Here is a 19,675-nt window from a genome sequence, read left to right as displayed (position 1 = left end):
GATAGGGCTCCAGCTCGGCGTCCCAGGCCGTACCCAGCGCCTTCTCCAGCGCGTGCGAGAGCGCCTCCGGCGCGCGAGCCGACGCCATGATGGACCGCAGCCGGTCCTCGCCGAGCTGGATGTCGCCGGACGCGCCCATCGTGCCGTGGAACAGGCCACGGCCCGGCACGTGCATGAAGCGCTCACCGTCGACGCCCTGACTGGGCTCCTCGGTGACCTCGAAACGGATCATGGGCCACTGTCTGAGGGCAGCAGCCAGCTCAGCACCAGTGCCCGGCCGTCCGGACCAGGAGCACTCGGCGCGGCGGGCGCTCGGATCGACCGGCTGCGCCGTCCAGTGCAGAGTGACCGGCGCTGTCAGGACGCGCGCGATCGCCCACTCGACGTGCTGGCACACGGCGAGTGGTGTCGAGTGGACGTATACGACGCCACACGTTGGCACGGTGACCTCCCGGAGACCGAGGTGCGTCTTCCCCTACGACCTCGACCACGGTTGATCGTGTCCCATGATGCCGGTTGCCACGGATGGTGCGCCAGAGAAACCGCAATATCGACTCATGAGACGGCCGTGGAGGCCCACCTGGACTAACGGCCGGACCTGCTCCGACGGCACGGCATCGCGGCGGTCGTGTAGGCTTGCTGAGGCCTTTTTTCTGCTTCGGCTTTGGCTGAGCCGCACCGACAACTGAGCTTTCCAACAAGGAGTACCGCCGTGGCGAGCAACACCTCCAAGACCGCCCGCGCTTCAGTCCGCGCCGGACAGGGCACCGGTGGCGCGCTGAGCGTCCTCGGTGAGTACAAGTACCTGATCCCGCTGGCCAAGGGCCGCTTCGCCTACGTGCGGAACCTGACCAACGGCAAGACCAATCACCTCAGGACCGACTCGGACGCGTTCGTCGAGGAGATCCGCATCCTCAGCGCCGCCGGTCACGGGGCGAAGATCCGCACGGAGCTCAACGTGCTCAACGAGCAGTTCCCGAACGACGGCTGGGCCGACACCGAGAAGCGTCTCGTCGACGCCGGCGTCTTCGAGAGCTGAGCTCGCGACGAGAACGCCCACCCGGCTCGGGTGGGCGTTCTTGCATTTCCTGAAGATCAACACCTTTTGGGTACGCGCCGGGTACGCGCCGGGTACGCGCCGGCCTCAGCTGAGCAGGTCGACCCAGCCGGTGTCGAGGTCATAGACGGCGCCCACCACCGACACCCGGCCCGCGGCGATCGCCTCGGGCACGCCGGCGATCTCCTGCATCCGGCTCACCGTGCGGGTCACGTGGGCACGCATCGCCCGGTCGGCCGCGTCCGGACCCTCGGTGCCGGCCGACCGGACCGCCGGGGCGATCTCGTCGACCAGGTAACCGACGTCGCCGGCCGGGCGCTCGCCGGTGCGCAACGCATCCACGGTGGCCGCCACCGCGCCGCACCGCACGTGCCCCAGCACCATGATCAGCGGTACGCCCAGCGCGCCCACCGCGAAGCCGACCGACCCCAGCACGGCCCGGTCCACGACGTGCCCGCCGGAGCGCACCACGCACATCGACCCGAAGGTCTGGTCGAAGATCGCCTCGAGCGGCACGCGGGAGTCGATGCAGCCGAGCACCACCGCCCGCGGCTGCTGCCCGCCGGAGGCCGCGGCGGCAGCCGAGACCTCGTGCCCGTGCTCGGGCTCGCCGTTGACGAAGCGGCGGTTGCCGGCAACCAGCTCGGCGAGGGCGTCCGCGGGCCGCACCACCGGGGTGCCTGCCGGTGCGCGTGAAGTGGCCGTCATGCTGCCATTCTCGCCGAGCGGGGCGACTGCGCCACCTAGTGCGATCGAGGTCACTCCGGCCGGCCCGCCGCAAATGAGCGACCGTTCGGCGCATGATCCCCGACAGGCTGTGGATTTTGGCTTTGTCACGAGTGATGCTTATTACCCGTGGGTACTACGGGGCCGTGCGACACACGGAGGTGCCCATGACCGAGCGGTCGGAAGTGATCCTTCCCGACGGCGTCCGGTTGCATGTCGAGACGTCCGGCCCGGCCGACGCGCCGGTGACCGTCGTGCTGCTGCACGGCTGGTGCCTCGATCGGCGCATCTGGCACCACCAGGTCGAGGACCTCGGCGACGTGCGCGTGGTCGCCTACGACGCGCGCGGCCACGGCCGCTCCGGCACGACGCGGCTCTCCGCCGCCACCCTGACCCAGCTCGGCGCCGACCTGGCCGAGGTGATCCGCGCCCAGGCGCCGTCCGGCCCGATCGTGCTGGCCGGGCACTCGCTGGGCGGCATGACGATCATGGAGTACGCCGCCACGCACATGGCCGAGTTCGCCGAGCGGGTGGCCGGCCTCGTCTTCGTCTCCTCGACCGCCGAGGGGCACACGCACACCCGGTACGGCCTGCCCGAGCAGCTCGCGACGCTGATGCGCTGCGGCGAGACGATCGGCGCCGGGGTGCTGGCCCGCTGCGGCGCCTGGCGTCCGCACCGCGCGCTGCTGCCGGTGCTGCGGCCGAGCGTGCGGTGGCTGCTGTTCGGCGACGAGTGCTCGGCGACGAACCTGACCCTGACCATGCGGACGGTGGGCCGGGCGTCGCTGCGCTCGATCGGCGGCTTCCGCCCGTCGATCGGCGCCCAGCAGCGGCTCGAGACGCTGGTCGACTTCGGCGACGTGCCCACCGCCGTGCTGGTCGGCGACCGCGACCGGCTGACCCCGCTGCCGTGCGCCGAGTCGATCGCGGGCGCGCTGCCCGGCGCCGAGCTGACCGTGCTGCCCGGCATCGGGCACATGCCGATGCTGGAGAGCCCGGCCGAGGTGACCGGGGCGCTGCGCGACGTGATCGCCCGCGCCTCCGGCACGACGGCGATCGGGCGCGGCCGCAAGCGCCGCAGCGCGCCTGCCGACGCCCGTCTCGACGAGGCCGCCTGACACTGTTTTCGCAACGACGCGTGCCGACGTCGACGGAGGTCGCCGTGCAGGAGTAAGTTCGATTGCCCCCTTTTTTCGGGGGGCGACGACACCTGTGCGGGACCAGAGGAGCCGAGACACCTTGAGCGACACCGTCCTGGAGCAGGAGATCGCCGTCGAGCAGGAGCACGTCGACCGGGTCTATGCCCGGCTCGCCGAGCTGCGCAAGGACGCCTCGCGTGCGGAGCGGGAGGGCTATCAGCTGGCCGGGGTCGGCACGTACGGCGCCCTGGTCGAGCGGGACGCCATGGTCTTCCACGCCGCCCGGCGCCGGCACGCGCTGGACACCGAGTACGAGGGCCTGGTCTTCGGTCGTCTGGACCTGACGACCGAGGCCGTGCACTACGTGGGCCGGATGGGCATCCGCGACGAGGACGCCCAGCCCCTGGTCGTCGACTGGCGGGCGCCGGCCGCGGCGGCCTTCTACCGCGCGACCGCCGCCGACCCGATGGGCGTGGTGCGCCGGCGGATGATCCAGTCCAGCCGCGAGCGGGTGATCGGGATCGAGGACGACCTGCTCGACCCGGACGCGGCGCCGGAAAGCATGCGGGTGGTCGGCGACGGGGCGCTGCTGGCCAGCCTCTCGAAGGCGACCGGCACCGGCATGCGGGACATCGTCGCCACCATCCAGCGGGAGCAGGACGAGGCGATCCGCTCCCCCTCCTCCGGAGTGACGATCGTGACCGGCGGGCCGGGCACCGGCAAGACCGCGGTGGCGCTGCACCGGGCGGCGTACCTGCTCTATTCGGACCGCAACCGGTTCGCCGGCGGCGGCATCCTGGTGGTCGGGCCGTCCGGGGTGTTCGTGGAGTACATCGCGACGGTGCTGCCGTCGCTGGGCGAGGACACGGCGACGCTGAGGTCGCTGGGCACCCTGGTGCCGGGCTGGGTCGCGAGCCGCTCCGACCCGACCGACGTGGCCGCGGTCAAGGGGTCGCTGCGGATGCGCCGGGTGCTCGAGCGGGCCTCGCACGACGCGGTGCCGGGTGCGCCGAGCGAGCTGCGACTGCTCTACCGGGGGACGCTGCTGCGGCTGGGTCGCGAGGAGCTCGACCGGATCCGGCGCCGGGCTCTGCCGCGGGGCGCGCGGCGCAACGAGGTGCGCGGGTCGGGCTTCGACGGCGTCTTCGACGCGCTCTGGGCCCAGGCGCGCAGCCTCAAGGTCACCAACCTGCCCGAGAAGCCGGATTTCGAGGCGGAGCTGGCCGACCGCGGGGACTTCCGCGACTTCCTCCGGGCGTGGTGGCCGCGGCTGACGCCGATGCGGGTGCTGCGCTGGCTGGCCGAGGCGCCGCGGCTGCGGGCGTACGCGAACGGGGTGCTGTCGCGGGACGAGATCGCCCTGCTGCAGGGCTCGTTCGGGAATGAGCCGACGATCGCCGACGTCGCGCTGCTGGACGAGCTCGACGACATCATGGGCCGGCCGCGCCGGCCGCAGAAGAAGCAGCGCAACCCGTTCCACGTGCGGGACGGGATCCAGGAGGTCAGCACGATGGCCGACCGGATGGCGGCGCAACGGGCGCAGCAGGTGCAGCGCGACGAGGACTACCGCGACTACGCGCACGTGGTCGTCGACGAGGCGCAGGACGTGTCGCCGATGCAGTGGCGGATGATCGGGCGCCGCGGCCAGTACGCGTCATGGACGATCGTCGGCGACCCGGCCCAGACGGCGTGGGCGGGCGACCCGGCGGAGCTGGACCGCGCCCGGGACAAGGCGCTGGGCTCCCGCAAGCGCAACACGTACGCGCTGACCACCAACTACCGCAACTCGGCGGAGATCTTCGCCGTCGCCGCGAGCGTGATCCGGACCCTGCTGCCGGACCTGCCGCTGCCGACCGCGGTCCGCAGCACCGGCGTCGAGCCGGTCGACCTGGTGGTGGACCCGGCGTCGCTGGCCGAGGCGGTGCGCGAGACGGCCGAGAAGCAGCTCGCCGACGTGGACGGCACGATCGGCGTGATCACGCCGGTGCCGCGCCGCGACGAGGTGGCGGGCTGGCTGTCCGGGCTGCCGGAGCGGGTGCGGGTGGTCACCGCGCTCGAGGCCAAGGGCATGGAGTACGACGCGGTCGTGCTGGTCGACCCGGGAGAGATCGCCGTCGACGCGGCCGGCACGCGGACGCTCTACGTCGCTCTCTCCCGGGCCACACAGCGCCTCACCACGGTGGGCACGTCGGCACGGTGGCGCCCTACGGGATCCTGACCGACACCACGTTGTACGGCGTCGTGGGCGTCGGCGTGGTGGTGAACCGGGCGTTCGGCAGGTACAGCCGGTGGGCGTACTCGGCGATCGTGGTCGGCACGTCGAAGTCCGGGCTGGTGGTGCGGGACACCACGGTGCCGCGGGTGCCGGACCAGTTCAGCTGGATCTTGGCGATCTGGTTGAGCCGGTTCTGCACCACGTACAGGGTGCGGCCGCGCAGCCAGAGCCCGTCACCGTTGAGCACGTTCTCGCCACCGAGGTCGATCTCGGTGGTCGCGCCGCGGTAGGTCGTGCGGAACAGCTTGCCGGTGTTGGACTGCACGATGATCAGCGCCCGGCCGTCCGGCGAGGCGGAGATCCCGTTGGCGTTGTTGCCGGTGGTGTACTCGATGTCGCCGGTCAGGGGAACGGCGCGGGCCGCCGACGGCAGCTTGCCCTCCCGGCCGAGCTTGACCTGGAACAGCGTCGGGTTCGTCGAGTCGGTGTACCAGGCGGACCCGCCCGAGATGATCACGTCGTTGATGAACGACGGGATGGTCTGCAGCTTGTAGGACCTGAGGACGCGGCCGCTGCGGGCGTCGATCACGCGGGCGTCGCCGCCGGAGCCGCCGGCGACGAAGAGCCGGCCACGGCGGTCGAGCTTCATGCCGAGCGACTGGGTGCCCGGGCCCTGGGTGATCACCTCACCCCGGCCGGTCTTCAGGCTGGCGCGGTAGATGTCGCCGTCCACCCGGGAGCCGAAATACGCGTACGGGCTGTTGCCGATGGCAATTCCTTCCGGCTGGAAGCCGGCGGGCAGGTCGAACGTGGTCTTCAGGTGTGGGTGGTGCGACGAGCCGGCCGAGGCCGGCGTCGCGCCCGCAACGACCGCGAGCGCGGTCAGGGCAACGATCGCGAGGGTACGTCTGGACACGAAGCGACTTCCTTCCAGGCGGTTCGATGGTCCTCAAGTCATACCCCGGTAATGGCAATCGAGTTCAAGCCATCCGCAGCCCCACCGCCACCCCTGACAAGACTGAAGGCCAGTTGCAAATATAGCGATGTGAACATACATTGGTCAGGGCCTGCCGGGGCGTCGGAGGGTTGACTCATGGGAGCCGGTCACGACCACGCGGGCGAGGCCCGCCACGCCGCCGCGGCACATCGCGGGCGGCTCTGGCTGGCAGCCTCCCTGCTGGCCGGCTTCATGCTCATCGAGGCGGCCGCGGCGCTGTTCACCGGCTCGCTCGCGCTGCTCTCCGACGCCGGGCACATGTTCACCGACGTGCTGGGCATCGCGATGGCCCTGGCCGCGATCACCGCCGCCGCCCGGTCCTCCACCGACTCGCAGCGCACGTTCGGCCTCTATCGCCTCGAGGTGCTCGCCGCTCTGGCCAACGCCGTGCTGCTCACCGGCGTCGCGGTCTACGTGCTGATCGAGGCGGCCCGCCGGTTCACCGACCCGCCCGAGGTGCCGGCCGGCTCGATGCTGGTGGTCGCGGTGGGCGGCCTGATCGTCAACATCGTCGCGTTCCTGCTCCTGCGCTCCGGGGCGCGGGAGAGCATCAACATCCGGGGCGCCTATCTCGAGGTGATCGGTGACCTGCTCGGGTCGGCGGGCGTGATCGTCGCGGCCGTCGTGATCGCCCTGACCGGCTGGACGTACGCGGACCCGATCGTCGCCGTGGCGGTCGCGCTGATGATCCTCCCCCGCACGTTCGCGCTCGCCCGCTCGGCGGTGCGCATCCTGGTCCAGGCCGCGCCCCGGCATGTCGACGTCGCCTCGGTGCGTGACCGGCTGGCCGCCGTCCCGGGCGTGTGCGACGTGCACGACCTGCATGTCTGGACGCTGACGTCGGGCATGGACGTGGCGTCGGCGCATCTGAGCCTGGAGCCGGCCGCCGAGCTGGGCACGGTGCTCTCCACCGCACGCGAGGCCCTGCACCACGACTTCTCGATCGACCACGCCACGCTGCAGGTCGAGCCGGTCGCGGTCGGCGGCGGGAGATGCGGCCCGGCCGGCTGGTGAGGGGTGTGGCGTCGATCACGTGCAGCGCTCATGATGAGGGCATGACTATGGTCACCCATCAGCCGCGCGTGGCGTGGGATGCCGCCCGCGCGTTCGTCCGGATCGCCCAGACGCCCTATTACGACGCGTTCGCAGATCACGTGATCCGGCGGCTCGGCCCCGACTTCTACCTGCCGCTCGAGGCCACCCGCGTCCGGGTCCTCGACAACCTGGCCCGCACCGGCGGTGACCGCACCGTGCCCGACGTGGAGATGGGCGCCTGGCGGGTGCGCATGGAGGAGCTGCTGCGGGCCCATCCGGACCTGGTCGGCACGGTGATGGAACTGACGTCGATGGTGCCGCGCTAGGTTCTGTCTCGCCGAACCGCGGGCGGCCACGACGGCCGTCGGTGACACTTGGGACATGAGCAGTCTCAGGGTGTTCGCGCTCGAGCCGGCGGTGGAGCTGGTCGAACGATGACCGAACGCATCCTGATCACCAACGACGACGGGATCGACGCGCCCGGGCTGCGCTGGCTGGCCCGGACCGTGCAGCGCGCCGGGTACGACGTCGTGGTGGCCGCCCCGCTCACCGAGGCGAGCGGCAGCAGCGCGTCGGTCACCGCCGTGGAGGAGGACGGCAAGATCGTCGTCGAGCCCCGGGAGCTGTCCGGCGCCCGCAACGTGCCCGCGTACGGCGTGGCGGCTTCCCCCGCCTTCATCGTCCTGCTGGCGCTGCGGGAGGCGTTCGGCGAAGCACCGACGGTCGTGCTGTCGGGCATCAACCGCGGCGCGAACGCGGGCGCGGCCCTGGTGCACTCGGGCACGGTCGGCGCCACCCTCACCGCCTCGCACGCCGGGCTGCGGGGGCTGGCCGTGTCCCTCGACGTGCTCACCCCGGGGGCCGTGCCGCCTCCGGCAAGGGTGGAGAACCCGCGCCCCCTCGGGGCGACCTCGACGGCCCGCGCCGGGTCGGCGATCGCCGAGCTGGACAAGACCGACGACGAGCAGCGGCACTGGATGAGCGCGGCCGGCCTCGCGGTGAAGCTGTTGCCGACGCTGCTGCACACCCCGGCCGGCACGGTGCTCAACCTGAACGTGCCGGACCTGCACGTGGACGGCATCCGCGGACTGCGCCGGGCGTCCCTGGCCCGGTTCGGTCAGGTGCAGGTGAGCATCGCCGAGCGCGAGGAGGGCTTCGTGCGCACCGCGATCCAGGCGGCGGACGAGGGTCTCGAGCCGGGCACCGACATCACCGCGCTGGCCGAGGGATACGCGTCGGTGACGCCGATCCGGGCGCCGGGCGAGGCCAAGGACGTCCGCCTCAACCTCGAGGCGATCAGGGTGCGGACGTCGTCGATCTGAGCACCGATCCCAGCACCGTGGCGATCTCCGCGATCGCGACCCGGGCGGCGTCGAAGATCGCCAGCTTGCGGGCGAAGTTGTGGTTGACGCCCAGGTGCCGGACCGCGGTCACCGGCACCTCGGCGTCCTGCAGGCGGGCCGCGTACCGCTCCCCCTCGTCGCGCAGCACGTCCAGCTCGGCGGTGATCACGATCGCCGGCGGCATGCCGGTGACGTCCATCCGCATCGGATCGGCGGCCGCCTCCAGCCCGCCCGGCGCGAACGCCTCCCAGAAGAACCGCATCTCGTCGCGGTGCAGCCCGAAGTCGTCCAGATCGGGATAGGCCATCGCCGGGTCCAGCGCCGGGCAGATCAGCACCTGCGCGGCGATCGGACGGGTCGCGCGCCGGGCCGCCATTACCGCCAGCCAGCCGCCCGCCGAGTCCCCGCCGACCGCCACCGGCCCGGCCGGCAGCCACGCGAGCGCGCGTTCCACGTCTTCGAGGGCCGCCGGGTACGGGTGCTCGGGCGCGAGCCGGTAGTCCACCGCGAGCACCGACCACCCGGAGTCGTGCACGATCTGCCGGCACAGCCCGTCGTGCGTGGCCAGGTCGCCCATCACCCACCCGCCGCCGTGGGCGTAGAGCAGCACCGGCGCATCGTCGCGGTCGCGGTAGAAGCGGGCTCGGACACCGCCCGCGTCGACGTCGGTGACCTCGCGCACGGCGGGTCCGGCGCCGACCTCCTCGGGCGCGGCGTCGGCCATGCTGCGGCGTACCCCGGGAAGGTTCTCCACGGTCAGCGGGACGCGCCGCTGAGCGCTCAAGGCGGAACGAGCCTGCGGATGGAGACGCGAGAGGTCCACGCGGAGCACACTACGTTCATGACTGATCTTCTGCCGCCGTTGCCGGAGGACTGGGACCGCTGCCTGTGCGTGGCCGCGCATCCCGATGACATCGAGTACGGCGCCGCGTCCGCCGTGGCCCGGTGGACCGCACAGGGTAAGACGGTGACCTATCTGCTCGCCACCAGCGGCGAGGCCGGCATCGACTCGATGCATCCGGACAAGGCCCGGCCGCTGCGCCAGGAGGAGGAGCGGGCCGGCGCCCGTGAGGTGGGGGTCGAGGTGGTCGAGTTCCTCGATCATCGCGACGGGGTCGTGGAGTACGGCAACCAGCTCCGCAAGGACATCGCGAGGGTGATCCGGCGGCACCGGCCGGAGGTCGTCGTATCCGGCGACTTCGCGATCAAGATGATGGCGAACATGCCGAACCAGGCCGATCACCGGGTGGTCGGACTGGCGACCCTCGACGCGGCCCGCGACGCGGGCAACCGGTGGATCTTCCCCGAGCTGGCCGACGAGGGACTCGAGCCGTGGGGCGGCGTGCGCTTCGTCGCCTTCGGTGGCAGTCCCAGCCCGACGCACGGGGTCGACGTCACGGGCGAGCCGCTGCAGCGCGGGATCGCCTCGCTGGCGGCGCATGACGAGTACACGAAGGGCCTCGGCGCCGGCGGGCCCGAGCCCGGCCCGATGCTGACCTGGTTCGCGAGGCAGGGCGGGCCGGCGATGGGCGTCGAGGAGGCCATCCTGTTCGAGACCTACCAGATCGCCTTCGAGGGCCCGATGCCCTGGGCGTGAGCGATCTCAGCCGATGGTCGCGTTGAGCGGGGTGTCCAGCACCGCCCAGAGGCTCAGCGCGACCTCGGCGCCGGCCGGGCGGGTCCGCGGCGTCTTCGCCATGCAGGCGCGGACCAGGTCGCGGACCCGCGACGGCAGGCCCGGGATCGCCAGCACCGGCGTCGGCGCGAGGTGCGCGGTGCGGCCGGCGGACAGGATCGCGGCCGCGGCGGCGGCCGGGTACGGCGACCGGCCGGTCAGCATCTCGTAGAGCAGCACGCCGAGCGTGTAGACGTCGTCGGCCGGGCTGGCGAAGGCGGTCTTGGGGTGCGAGGGCGCGACCACCAGGTCGGTGCGGTGGCGGGTGTCCACGCCCTGCGCCGCGGTGGCCAGGCCGAAGTCGATGATCTTCGGGCCGGTCGAGGTGACCATGACGTTCCGCGCGTTCAGGTCGCGGTGCACCACGCCACGCCGATGCGCCACGGCCAGCACGTCGGCGATGGACGCGGCGATCCGGACCGCCTGGCGCCACGGCAGCGGGCCGCGCACGAGCAGATCGGTCAGCGGGACGCCGGCGAGCAGCTCGAGGACCACGAACGGCACCACGGTGCCGTCCGGCAGGGGCGCCTCGCCGTACTCGAACACCCGGGGAACGCTCGGGTGGCGCAGACGGTCGGTGATCAGCGCCTCGCGTCGCACGTCATCGCGCGCGTGCCGGCTGCCGGCCATCGCCGGAGCCAGGATCTTCACCGCGAGCTTGCGCCCCCGGTTGACGTCGATGGCCGAATAGACCGTGGAGACGCCGCCCTGCCCGATGGCACCGATGAGCACATATCGCCGGAAGATGGCCGTGCCCATCGGAAGTCGCGCCACGCCCGGGGACTATTCCGTATCAGTCACACGGGCAACAAGTACCTAAAGAAGGCTTAATGTGAATGACACTCGCGGTCACGTGCCGGACACGGCCGGCTGCTCGGCGGGCCCGGCGGTGTCCGGTGCCGGCTCGGGATTGCCGAAGAGACCGAGCAGGCCGGTCACCCAGAGTTGCCGGTGCGCGAAGCGGCTGGGTCGCGTGACGACCAGCGGGACCCCGGCGATGCCGGCGAGCTGGTGCGCGCTCACGAGGCCGCTGATGCCCACCGAGTCGATGAACGTCACCCCGCGCATGTTGAGCTCGATGCGGCGTGGCCGGCCCTCGCCGAGGACCTCCTGCACCGCGTCTTTGATCATGTACGCGTTCTCGACGTCGATCTCCCCCATAGGGGCCACCTCGACCGTGTCGGCCGATGTCGACCTCGTTATCGACAGCGTCACGCCAATACCTCCACCCGCCCGGGATGCCCCGCGCGTCTGCCTTGCCGCGAGCCGCGATGGCGACCCTCGAAGGGTTCGGTGAAACTGCCCATGAGGCTATGCACCGAACCTGATAACCACCTGTGTGGGACTCAGGAACTCGCCCAGCCTATCCAGCCGGGTCCAGCGATTTTGCTGGTCGTGACGCTCCACACAAGACGGGCCCGGGGAGGGTTCACGTGACGTTTGCCGCGCGGACGCGCTGGGCACGGAAGAAGGTCAACCGGCGACCGGAAGGGCGGGAGAACGATGTTCTCGAAGAAGAACAAGGCGGAGCGTACGGCCGCTGACGCGTGGGACTACCTGTCGTCCGCGGTGACCACGGCGAGCGACAGCGCCCGGGAAGCCGGCTCGCACGCGGTTGATGTGACCAGCGCCACTGCGAGCAAGCTGGCCGGCAAGGCGTCGAAGAAGTCGTCGAAGTTCGCCACCGAGGCGCAGGACAAGAGCGTCAAGCTGGCCGGCCGGGCCGGCCGCAAGGCCGCCTCGGCCAGGGACGAGGCCTTGGCGCGGGCCGCGCTGGCCGCCGACGCACTGGCCGGCAAGCGCCCCGGCGTGCCGTGGGGGCTGGTGATCGGTGCGGCGCTGCTCGGCGCGGCGATCGGCTGGGCCGCGGCGACCTCCGCCCGGGCCGCGCTGGAGCGCCAGGCGGAGAACGAGGAGCTCGAGCTTGCCGAGACGGCGGTCGTCGTCACGCCCAAGTACGACTCCTGACACCTCGCCCGAGTTTGGCCGCTGGGCGGCGCCCCTCACCGCCCAGCGGTCCCCCCACGAGGTCGCCTCGCGGATCTAGGCTGTCCGCATGTCCGAGGCCGTGTTCTTCGCCACCCCCGCTGAACTGCGCGAGTGGTTCGAAAAGCACCACGAGACGGCGGCCGAGCTGTTCGTCGGCTACTACAAGAAGAACAGCTCGCGGACCGGCATCTCGCATCCGGAGGCGATCGAGCAGGCGCTGTGCTTCGGCTGGATCGACAGCATCGGCCGCCGCATCGACGACGAGCGCTACCAGGTGCGATTCACGCCACGACGCAAGGGCAGCGTGTGGAGCGCGATCAACGTGGAGGCGATCGCCCGGCTCACCGAGCAGGGCCTGATGCGCCCGGCGGGGCTCAAGGTCTTCGAGGAGCGCAAGCCGGACCGGGTGGCGGCCTATTCGTACGAGCAGCCGGTCGGCGCGGAGCTGGACGATACGCAGCTGGCGGCTCTGAAAGCGGACCCGAAGGCGTTCGAGTGGTGGTTGGCGCAGGCGCCGTCATACCGCAAAGCCGCAGCTCACTGGGTGGTCAGCGCCAAGAAGGAGGAGACCCGGGCACGCCGCCTCGCGCAGCTGGTGTCCGACTGCGCGCAGGGCCGCCGGGTGCCGCCGCTGCTCCGGCGGTGACGCCCGTCGCTCGGTAGCATGGTGCCCGCACTCCGACCCCACCTCCATAACCCCACCCCTGCAGAACCCCCACCCCCATAGAAGAGGTGCCCTGGTGCTCGACGTCGGCAATCTGCTCGACAACCGCTATCGGTTGGACGAGCGCATCGCCACGGGCGGGATGGGCGACGTCTGGCGCGGGACCGACGTGGTGCTCGGGCGGGTGGTGGCGGTCAAGGTGCTGCGTCAGGCGATGACCGCCGACCCGGAGTTCTCCGCCCGGTTCTACGGCGAGGCCCGCATGATGGCGGCGTTCCGGCACCCGGGCGTGGTGGAGGTCTTCGACTACTCGAGCTCCGGCGAGACCGGCGGCGACGACCAGTGCGCATACCTGGTGATGGCGTTCGTCGAGGGGGAGCCGCTGTCCACCCGCCTCAAGGAGGCCGGCCGGCTGGACGTGGCGGAGACCATGTCGATCGTCGCCCAGGCCGCCGACGCGCTGCACGCGGCACATCAGAACGGCACGGTGCACCGCGACGTGAAGCCGGGCAACCTGATGGTCAAGCCCACCGGCGCGGTGATCCTGGTGGACTTCGGGGTGGCCCGGTCGGCCGCGGTGACCAGTGTCACGGGCCTGAACTCGATCGTCGGCACCGCTCTCTACATGGCGCCCGAGCAGGTGGCCAAGGGCAACGTCACGCCGGCCACCGACATCTATGCGCTGGGCGCGGTCGCCTACCACTGCATCGCCGGCCACCCGCCGTTCGACGGTGACAACGCGCTGCAGGTCGCGCTCATGCACCTCGAGGACGATCCGCCGCCGCTGCCCGACGACGTGCCGGTCGCGGTCCGCCAGCTGATCACCAAGGCGATGGCCAAGCACCCGGACGACCGGTTCGGCAGCGCCGCCGAGTTTGCCGAGGCCGCTCTCGCCGCGACCACACCGATGGACTATCGGTCGCTCACCGGCACCGCGCTCACCGCACCGCTCAGCCCCGGGGCGCCGACCCGGCAGGTGCCCGTGCCCCGCGACCTGCCGGCCTCGCCGCCCCAGCCGCGCCGCCCCAAGCGGTCCGCCGGTCAGCTGGCGGTCCTGGTCGCGGTGATCGTTCTCGGCCTCGCCGCTGCCGGTCTGGCGGCGCTCATCGCGCTGCGGCCGGACAACCCGACCGGCAACCAGGTCGAGCCGACCACCAGCGGCGCCGCGGAGCAGTCGGCCAGCACCGATCCGGAGGCCCCGCCCGTGCCGGTGCAGTCCGAGACCGTGCCGAGCCGCCGGCCGAACGCCAACCCGGTGCCCAGCCGGTCGCCCTCGGTGAGTCCGAAGCCGACCCAGACGGTCACGCCGACGACCAAGCCGCCGACCCCGACCGACGAACCGACCACTCCCACCACACCCACCACCGAGCCGACCACGCCGACGACCGAGCCGACCACGACCGAGCCCGGCGACGGCGGCGGCGGTGATGACGGCGGCGGCGACAACAGCGGGGGTCAGGCCGCCGAGGCCGGCGGCGCCGGCGATGGTTAGGCGCTGACCGGTGTTCGGCATCGGCGACTTCGCCAACCTGGGCCGCGTGTCGGTGCGGATGCTGCGGCACTACGACGCCATCGGGCTGCTGCGCCCGGCGCGGGTCGACCCGTCCAGCGGTTACCGCTACTACACGGCGGCCCAGCTCACCGCGCTCAACCGGATCGTCGCGTTCAAAGACCTCGGGTTCACCCTCGAGCAGGTGCAGACGATGATCGACGAGAAGGTCGATCCGGGTGAGCTGCGCGGCATGCTGCGGCTGCGCCGGGCCCAGCTGGCCGAGCAGGTGGCCACGGACACCGCCCGGCTGGCGTCCGTCGACGCGCGGCTGCGGATGATCGAGACCGAGGGGCACCTGGACACCGGCGAGGTCGTGCTCAAGAGCATCCCGGCGCAGCGGGTGGTGCAACTCTCCGCGCCCTGCGCCAGCTATCAGGCGGCCGACATCGGGCCCGCGCTCAGCCCGCTCTATCCCCAGCTCATGGAGCGGATGGAAGCGGCCGGGGTGCGCATGGCCGGCGCCCCGCTCGCGCACTACGCGGCGGCGCCCGGCGGCGCGGGCGACGAGTCGATCATCGTGCACGCCGCGTTCCCGTTCGCCGGCGAGGTGCCGCCCGACCCGGGGTTCGAGGTGGTGGTGTTGCCGGCCCTCGAGCACGCGGCGACGCTGCTGCACCACGGGCACATGGACGACGCGTTCCGCACCGGCCAGACCATCGCGGCATGGATCGAGGACAACGGATACCGGGCCGTGGGCGAGGGGTACGCCCGGGAGATCTATCTGGAGTGCCCGCCCGGCGAATACGACCTCTGGGTCACCGAGATGCAGGTGGCTGTGCAGTAGCGCTGCGCCTCCTCGCAGGGCGGGACGTCGCTGCGGAAGGCGGGAGGTCCGGCACTCGTACCCGGAAAATGCGCGACCGGTTGCGCTCAGGTCTCCACCGCCAGGACCGATTGGAGGACCACTCTGGCACGGCGCTGCACCCCGAGCCGCTACCCGGGAAGGCCCCCGCATGACGACGCAAATGCCCTACCCACAGCAACAGCAGCAGCCGCCGACCACGGCATACTCGACGGCGCCGCCCTGGGCTCCCCCGCCGCCGAACGAGCCGCCCGCGACGCTCGACGGCCCCTACACCCAGCACGGGCAGCTGCTCGTCCCCTTCCCCGAGGAGATGCAGGCCGCGTCGCGGCCGACCCCGCCCGCGTGGTGGCCGGTCGTGCTCTGGACGTTCTTCTTCGGGATCCTCGCGCTGGTCACGGTGGTCAAGCGGGCCGACATGGCCCGCCGCGGCCGCAACAGCGTGGGGCCCTACTGGATCGCCTGGGGCGTCACCATGGCCATCGGCTCGATGCTCGCCGCGGTCTTCGTGGCGGCCGGCATCCCGGCGCTGCAGGCCGCCAACGAGAACTCGATCACCCGGCAGGTGCAGGAGAACATCGTCACCGACGGCAAGCTGGCCGGCGCCGCGCAGGTCAAGGCCACCACGGCCAACTGCGACCCGGTCGGTGAGCGGGACGCGAGCGGCATCCGCCGCTACGACTGCGTGCTCGCCCTGGACGACGGACGCACCGGCACGCTGGCGGTCACCGCCGACTCCGACGGCAGATGGACCGCGGTGCCGGCGAAGAAGTAACGGCACAACAGCTCGCGGCGCACCCTCCGGCGGGGAAGGGTGCGCCGCGGTTCGCCGTCTAGAAGACCGGCACGCCGGCCCGGACCAGGCGCCAGTTCGGGACGAAGAAGTCGGCCGGGTCGATCACGCCCTTGGCCTGCGCCCAGTCGATCAGCAGCTGACGGATCTCCTGCTGGGCGTTGTAGACCTGGGTCTTCACGATGCCCGGGAAGTTGCCGCCGCCCGAGCGCCGGTAGTTGTTCACCGCGACCACGAACCGGGCAGCCGGGTCGATGTCGATCACGATGCGGTCACCCACCGGCCGGCTGATGTCGATGTCGTAGTCGATGCCGGAGATGACGTCGTAGTTGTAGTCGGGCACCGCCGGGTCGCTGATCGTGGCCGGGTCGACCGGCGCGCCCGGCGCCAGCGTGACGAAGTACTTCGCCGAGTACTCCAGGTACGCCTTCACCTCGGCGCCGGTCAGCACGACCGCCTCCAGGGTGTTGTCGTAGATGTAGAGGCCCGCGACGTCCTTGATCTTCACGTCGCCCTGCGGGAAGACGGCGGTGCGGCTGAACGGCGCGGCGATCGAGAGGACCTTCGTCCCCTCCCATTCCGTGCCGGCCAGGGCGGCGGTCACCGTGTCGGTCTGCACCTTGTTGATGTAGTCGAGGATCGGCGTGTCCTTGTAGCGCGACTCGGCGGCCGAGAGCTCCTCGGTGGACCGGGCCACGACCTGGTTCACGTACGCGACGGTCTTGGCGTGCTGCCGGCGCACCGCCCTGAGCACGTCCGGGTCCTCGGTCACCGTGTTGGTGTTGAGGGTGGCCGAGCGCTTGCTCTTCACCACCCACCGGCCCTTCTCCTTGGCCAGCTCGAAATCCATCCGGGTCAGGCGCTGCCCCCACTTGGACGGCTCGGAGAGCAACACCTGCTCCCCCGTCGCCGTGTTGGTGACGAACCGCTGGGCGACCTCGGCGTGCGCGTGGCCGAACAGGATCGCGTCGATGCCCGGCACCTTCTCGGCGATCAGCGCGCTCGGGTTCTCGTTCGGCAGCTCGGGCCCGTAACTGGAGGTGCCGGAGTCGCCGCCGTGCGCCGAGATGATCACCAGGTCGGCGCCGTTGCGGCGCATGATCGGCACGTATTTCGCGGCGGTCTCGACCAGGTCCTCGAAGCGCAGCTTGCCCTCGACGTTGGCGCGGTCCCAGATCGCGACGCCGGGGTTGGTGAGGCCGAGGATGCCCACCTTGAGCTCCCGCCCCTGCAACTTGAGCTTCTTGATGACGAAGGGGCGGAAGGCGGGCCGGCCGGTCGCGACGTTCACGGCGTTGGCGGCCAGGGCGGGGAAGCCGAGCTGACGGATCCAGAGGTTCAGCAGCGGAAGGCCGTAGTTGAACTCGTGGTTGCCGAGCGTCACGGCGTCGTAGTGCAGCACGTTCATGGCCTTGGCCATCGGGTGCTTCTCGCCGGTCTCGGTGATCGGCTCCTGCTTGGCGTAGTAGGTCGCCAGCGGGGTGCCCTGGATGGTGTCGCCGGCGTCGAGCACCAGCGTGGTGGTGCCGGGCTCGTCGCGGATCTGGTTGACGAGGGCGGCGAGCTTGGCGACCCCGACGTCGTTGTGGGCGCTGTCGTCGTACTCGGCGTCCCTGTAGTAGTCCCAGTTGTAGACGTTGCCGTGGGTGTCGGAGGTGCCGAGCACGGTGAGCGTGTATGTCTTGGCGGCGCCGGCGGTGGCCGGCCCATCGAGAGCGAGCGGAGCGGCGGCGCCGGCGGCAGTGGCGGCCAGCACGGTGCGCCGGGTGAGCGGGAAGGACATGCTCGCACCATATCCGTCGATGCATCGATGGCAAGGTCTACGGGGCGTGACCGGGTCGAATAGGATTCGCCGCATGTCTGCGCAGCCCGAGATCCCGCTGCGCCCCATGACGCTCGGCGAGCTGCTCGACGCGGCGATGGCGCTGCTGCGGCGCCGGGCGCTGCCGTTGCTCGTCGCCGCCCTCCTGCTCGCCGGTCTCGAGCAGCTCGCCCTCGCGCCCCTGCGCTCCTGGGGGCACATGACCCCGTCCTGGTACGGGCCCACCGAGGCCGACCTCTTCCCCTGGTGGATCACCGTCGCCATCGGGTTCGGCTTCGAGCTGGTCGTCCTCACGCTGCTCGGCGCGCTGGCCGGCGCCGCGGCCGGGCCCGCGCTGCTCGGGGTCTCCGTCCGGCATCGCGACCTGCTCGCCAGGTCGCGGCCGGTCGCGGCGGTCGGCCTCGCCCTGCTGCTCGGCCTGTTCGGCGCGGTCGCCGCGCTGCTGCTCTTCGTTCCCTGGCTGGTGTTCTTCGGCTTCTTCGCGATGACTGGCGCCGCCCTCAGCAACGACCGCACACGGCGGCCGCTGCGCCGCTCCGCCGCGCTCGCCGGACGCGGGGTGGCGCGCGGACTGTGGATCCTCGTGGTCGCCTACCTGACCTGGTGCGCGGTGCGGGTCGCCCTGGGCGCGGGGTGGGTCGAGCTGGTCTCGCGGGCCACCGGGTACGAGCCGGACGGGCAGACGTGGCTCGTGCCGCTGGCCCGCACGCTGGCGAACGCCGTCGCGTACGCCGCTCTGGCCTGCCTCACCGCGGTGCTGGTGCTGGAGGTCCGGGTGCGCACCGAGGGCCTGGACATCCTGATCAACCGGACCCGCAGCCGCGGCGGCGACCCGGCCGCCGCCCTGGTGCACACGCCGTGACCCGCGCCTGGGACGAGCTGGCCGCGGACGTCTTCGACGTCGTGCCACCCGGCCTGCAGTTCCTCATCCTGCTGACCTTCGCGGCGCTGGCCGGCGCGCTCTGGTTCTGGTATCCGCTGTGGATCCCGAAACGCCGGCCGAAGCGCGCGAAGGTGGCGAAGGACGAGGAGCCGGAGCGGGTGATCACGGCCGCGGAGCCCGAGGCCCCGGACGAGCCGCGGCCGATCGACCTCTCGCTGGCCGACCGGCTGGCCGCGGAGGGCCGCTATGCCGAGGCCATCCGCCAGCGCCTGCGTGTGACGCTCGGCGAGCTGGTCGCCGCCCGTCTGGTCCCGGCACAACCCGGCTGGACCGCGGCCGAACTGGCCGCGATCGCCGGGGGTCAGCGCCCCGCGGTCGCCGCTCCCCTCGCCACGGCGACGCAGATCTTCTCCGAGGTCTGGTACGGGCGCCGGCCGGCCGAGCGCTTCCACGACCAGCGCATGCTGGCCGTCACCGAGCAGGTCCGGGCGGCGCTGCGGGAGACCGACGGGCGGGCGTTGCGCTCGGTCGACGGCCGGGTGGCATCGTGAAACGACGGCGGTGGATCCGGTTCGTCCTGCCGATCGGTGTGGTGCTCGCCGGCTTCGGCGCGACCCTGATCGTGCACGCGGTCGAGCAGCCGGACCCGTCCGACGAGTCGTTCCTGTCCCCGGTCAGTGCCGAGCCGGACGGCGCCGCCGACCTCGCCGGCCGGCTCGCCGCGCAGGGCATCAAGGTCGACCGCCGCACCCGGACCCCCGAGGCGATCGCCTCCGCCACCTCCGTACCCGGCTCGATCCTCTTCGTCCCGGCGCCCGAGATGGTCCACCCCGACTACCGGCGCAACCTGCGGATCATTCCGCCGTCGGTCCGCGTCGTCCTGGTGACGCCCCGGCCCGACGCGCTTCGCGACCTGGGCCTGGCGACGCCGGTCGCCGGTCCGCGCTGGACCGCGGCCGCCCCGCACTCCGGGTGCAGCGAGC

At 71.9% G+C, this 19,675-nt stretch carries 22 protein-coding genes; 15 read left to right on the top strand and 7 right to left on the bottom strand.

Annotation, left to right across the window (positions count from 1 at the left end; genetic code table 11):
* Window positions 1-442, bottom strand: a 442-nt coding sequence (locus AB0M20_RS02770) for a DUF3145 domain-containing protein (RefSeq protein WP_364292627.1), incomplete at its 3' end; no start/stop codon positions are given.
* A gap of 270 nt (window positions 443-712) precedes the next feature.
* Here AB0M20_RS02770 and AB0M20_RS02765 point away from each other — a divergent pair.
* On the top strand, window positions 713-1,039 hold the full coding sequence (locus tag AB0M20_RS02765; protein ID WP_364292624.1) for a hypothetical protein: 327 nt from the start codon (window positions 713-715) through the stop codon (window positions 1,037-1,039).
* 105 nt (window positions 1,040-1,144) lie between these two features.
* Here AB0M20_RS02765 and AB0M20_RS02760 read toward each other — a convergent pair whose 3' ends face one another.
* Window positions 1,145-1,765 carry a carbonic anhydrase gene (locus AB0M20_RS02760; RefSeq protein WP_364292621.1) on the bottom strand — a complete coding sequence of 207 codons (621 nt, stop codon included), beginning with the start codon at window positions 1,763-1,765 and terminating at the stop codon, window positions 1,145-1,147.
* 185 nt (window positions 1,766-1,950) lie between these two features.
* Between AB0M20_RS02760 and AB0M20_RS02755 the strand changes: the two genes are divergently transcribed.
* Together AB0M20_RS02755 and AB0M20_RS02750 are read left to right on the top strand one after the other, a co-directional pair.
* A complete protein-coding gene (locus AB0M20_RS02755; RefSeq protein ID WP_364292618.1) occupies window positions 1,951-2,901 on the top strand; it encodes an alpha/beta hydrolase in 951 nt (316 codons plus the stop codon).
* A 121-nt stretch (window positions 2,902-3,022) separates the two neighbouring features.
* A complete protein-coding gene (locus tag AB0M20_RS02750) occupies window positions 3,023-5,140 on the top strand; it encodes an AAA family ATPase (protein ID WP_364292615.1) in 2,118 nt (705 codons plus the stop codon).
* Here AB0M20_RS02750 and AB0M20_RS02745 read toward each other — a convergent pair.
* A complete protein-coding gene (locus AB0M20_RS02745) occupies window positions 5,127-6,053 on the bottom strand; it encodes a superoxide dismutase (protein WP_364292612.1) in 927 nt (308 codons plus the stop codon). The genes AB0M20_RS02750 and AB0M20_RS02745 overlap by 14 nt on opposite strands.
* A gap of 177 nt (window positions 6,054-6,230) precedes the next feature.
* On the opposite strand from AB0M20_RS02745, the gene AB0M20_RS02740 reads away from it, so the two are divergent.
* The 3 genes from AB0M20_RS02740 to AB0M20_RS02730 all read left to right on the top strand — a co-directional run bounded on the left by AB0M20_RS02740 (window position 6,231) and on the right by AB0M20_RS02730 (window position 8,491).
* Window positions 6,231-7,148, top strand: a complete 918-nt coding sequence (locus AB0M20_RS02740; protein WP_364292609.1) for a cation diffusion facilitator family transporter — start codon at window positions 6,231-6,233, stop codon at window positions 7,146-7,148.
* A 41-nt stretch (window positions 7,149-7,189) separates the two neighbouring features.
* Complete coding sequence (locus tag AB0M20_RS02735) at window positions 7,190-7,495, top strand: hypothetical protein (protein WP_364292606.1); 306 nt, start codon at window positions 7,190-7,192, stop codon at window positions 7,493-7,495.
* Between the two features lie 108 nt (window positions 7,496-7,603).
* Entirely contained in the window at window positions 7,604-8,491 is an 888-nt protein-coding gene (locus tag AB0M20_RS02730; RefSeq protein WP_364292603.1) for a 5'/3'-nucleotidase SurE, read from the top strand.
* Here the strand turns inward: AB0M20_RS02730 and AB0M20_RS02725 are convergent.
* On the bottom strand, window positions 8,466-9,335 hold the full coding sequence (locus AB0M20_RS02725; RefSeq protein ID WP_364292600.1) for an alpha/beta hydrolase: 870 nt from the start codon (window positions 9,333-9,335) through the stop codon (window positions 8,466-8,468). The two genes, AB0M20_RS02730 and AB0M20_RS02725, sit on opposite strands and share 26 nt — an antisense overlap.
* Window positions 9,336-9,353: 18 nt before the next feature.
* On the opposite strand from AB0M20_RS02725, the gene AB0M20_RS02720 reads away from it, so the two are divergent.
* Window positions 9,354-10,109, top strand: a complete 756-nt coding sequence (locus tag AB0M20_RS02720; protein WP_364292597.1) for a PIG-L deacetylase family protein — start codon at window positions 9,354-9,356, stop codon at window positions 10,107-10,109.
* 6 nt (window positions 10,110-10,115) lie between these two features.
* Here AB0M20_RS02720 and AB0M20_RS02715 read toward each other — a convergent pair whose 3' ends face one another.
* The gene (locus AB0M20_RS02715; RefSeq protein WP_364292595.1) at window positions 10,116-10,961 is read right to left on the bottom strand and encodes a serine/threonine-protein kinase; all 846 of its coding nucleotides are present in this window, start codon (window positions 10,959-10,961) and stop codon (window positions 10,116-10,118) included.
* Between the two features lie 75 nt (window positions 10,962-11,036).
* The gene (locus tag AB0M20_RS02710) at window positions 11,037-11,402 is read right to left on the bottom strand and encodes an STAS domain-containing protein (protein WP_364292593.1); all 366 of its coding nucleotides are present in this window, start codon (window positions 11,400-11,402) and stop codon (window positions 11,037-11,039) included.
* Window positions 11,403-11,690: 288 nt separating this feature from the next.
* Between AB0M20_RS02710 and AB0M20_RS02705 the strand changes: the two genes are divergently transcribed.
* The 5 genes from AB0M20_RS02705 (at window position 11,691) to AB0M20_RS02685 (ending at window position 15,969) form a co-directional block, all read left to right on the top strand.
* Window positions 11,691-12,155 carry a hypothetical protein gene (locus AB0M20_RS02705; RefSeq protein WP_364292591.1) on the top strand — a complete coding sequence of 155 codons (465 nt, stop codon included), beginning with the start codon at window positions 11,691-11,693 and terminating at the stop codon, window positions 12,153-12,155.
* 88 nt (window positions 12,156-12,243) lie between these two features.
* Window positions 12,244-12,822, top strand: a complete 579-nt coding sequence (locus tag AB0M20_RS02700; protein WP_364292588.1) for a YdeI/OmpD-associated family protein — start codon at window positions 12,244-12,246, stop codon at window positions 12,820-12,822.
* A 94-nt stretch (window positions 12,823-12,916) separates the two neighbouring features.
* On the top strand, window positions 12,917-14,332 hold the full coding sequence (locus AB0M20_RS02695; RefSeq protein ID WP_364292585.1) for a protein kinase: 1,416 nt from the start codon (window positions 12,917-12,919) through the stop codon (window positions 14,330-14,332).
* 10 nt (window positions 14,333-14,342) lie between these two features.
* Window positions 14,343-15,176, top strand: coding sequence for a MerR family transcriptional regulator (locus tag AB0M20_RS02690; RefSeq protein ID WP_364292582.1), 834 nt, complete (start codon window positions 14,343-14,345; stop codon window positions 15,174-15,176).
* A 181-nt stretch (window positions 15,177-15,357) separates the two neighbouring features.
* A complete protein-coding gene (locus AB0M20_RS02685; protein ID WP_364292579.1) occupies window positions 15,358-15,969 on the top strand; it encodes a hypothetical protein in 612 nt (203 codons plus the stop codon).
* Window positions 15,970-16,027: 58 nt separating this feature from the next.
* On the opposite strand, the gene AB0M20_RS02680 is transcribed toward AB0M20_RS02685, so the two are convergent.
* Window positions 16,028-17,770, bottom strand: coding sequence for a 5'-nucleotidase C-terminal domain-containing protein (locus AB0M20_RS02680; protein ID WP_364292576.1), 1,743 nt, complete (start codon window positions 17,768-17,770; stop codon window positions 16,028-16,030).
* Between the two features lie 73 nt (window positions 17,771-17,843).
* On the opposite strand from AB0M20_RS02680, the gene AB0M20_RS02675 reads away from it, so the two are divergent.
* The 3 genes from AB0M20_RS02675 to AB0M20_RS02665 all read left to right on the top strand — a co-directional run.
* A complete protein-coding gene (locus AB0M20_RS02675; protein ID WP_364292573.1) occupies window positions 17,844-18,671 on the top strand; it encodes a hypothetical protein in 828 nt (275 codons plus the stop codon).
* Window positions 18,668-19,243, top strand: coding sequence for a DUF4129 domain-containing protein (locus tag AB0M20_RS02670; RefSeq protein WP_364292570.1), 576 nt, complete (start codon window positions 18,668-18,670; stop codon window positions 19,241-19,243). Before AB0M20_RS02675 ends, AB0M20_RS02670 begins: the two co-directional genes overlap by 4 nt.
* Window positions 19,240-19,675, top strand: a 436-nt coding sequence (locus AB0M20_RS02665; protein ID WP_364292567.1) for a DUF4350 domain-containing protein, incomplete at its 3' end; no start/stop codon positions are given. The genes AB0M20_RS02670 and AB0M20_RS02665, both read left to right, overlap by 4 nt.

Source organism: Actinoplanes sp. NPDC051633 (assembly GCF_040681735.1).
Taxonomy (GTDB): Bacteria; Actinomycetota; Actinomycetes; order Mycobacteriales; family Micromonosporaceae; genus Actinoplanes.
Note: the sequence above shows the minus strand (reverse complement) of the source record. Positions and strands in the feature narration are given on the sequence as shown.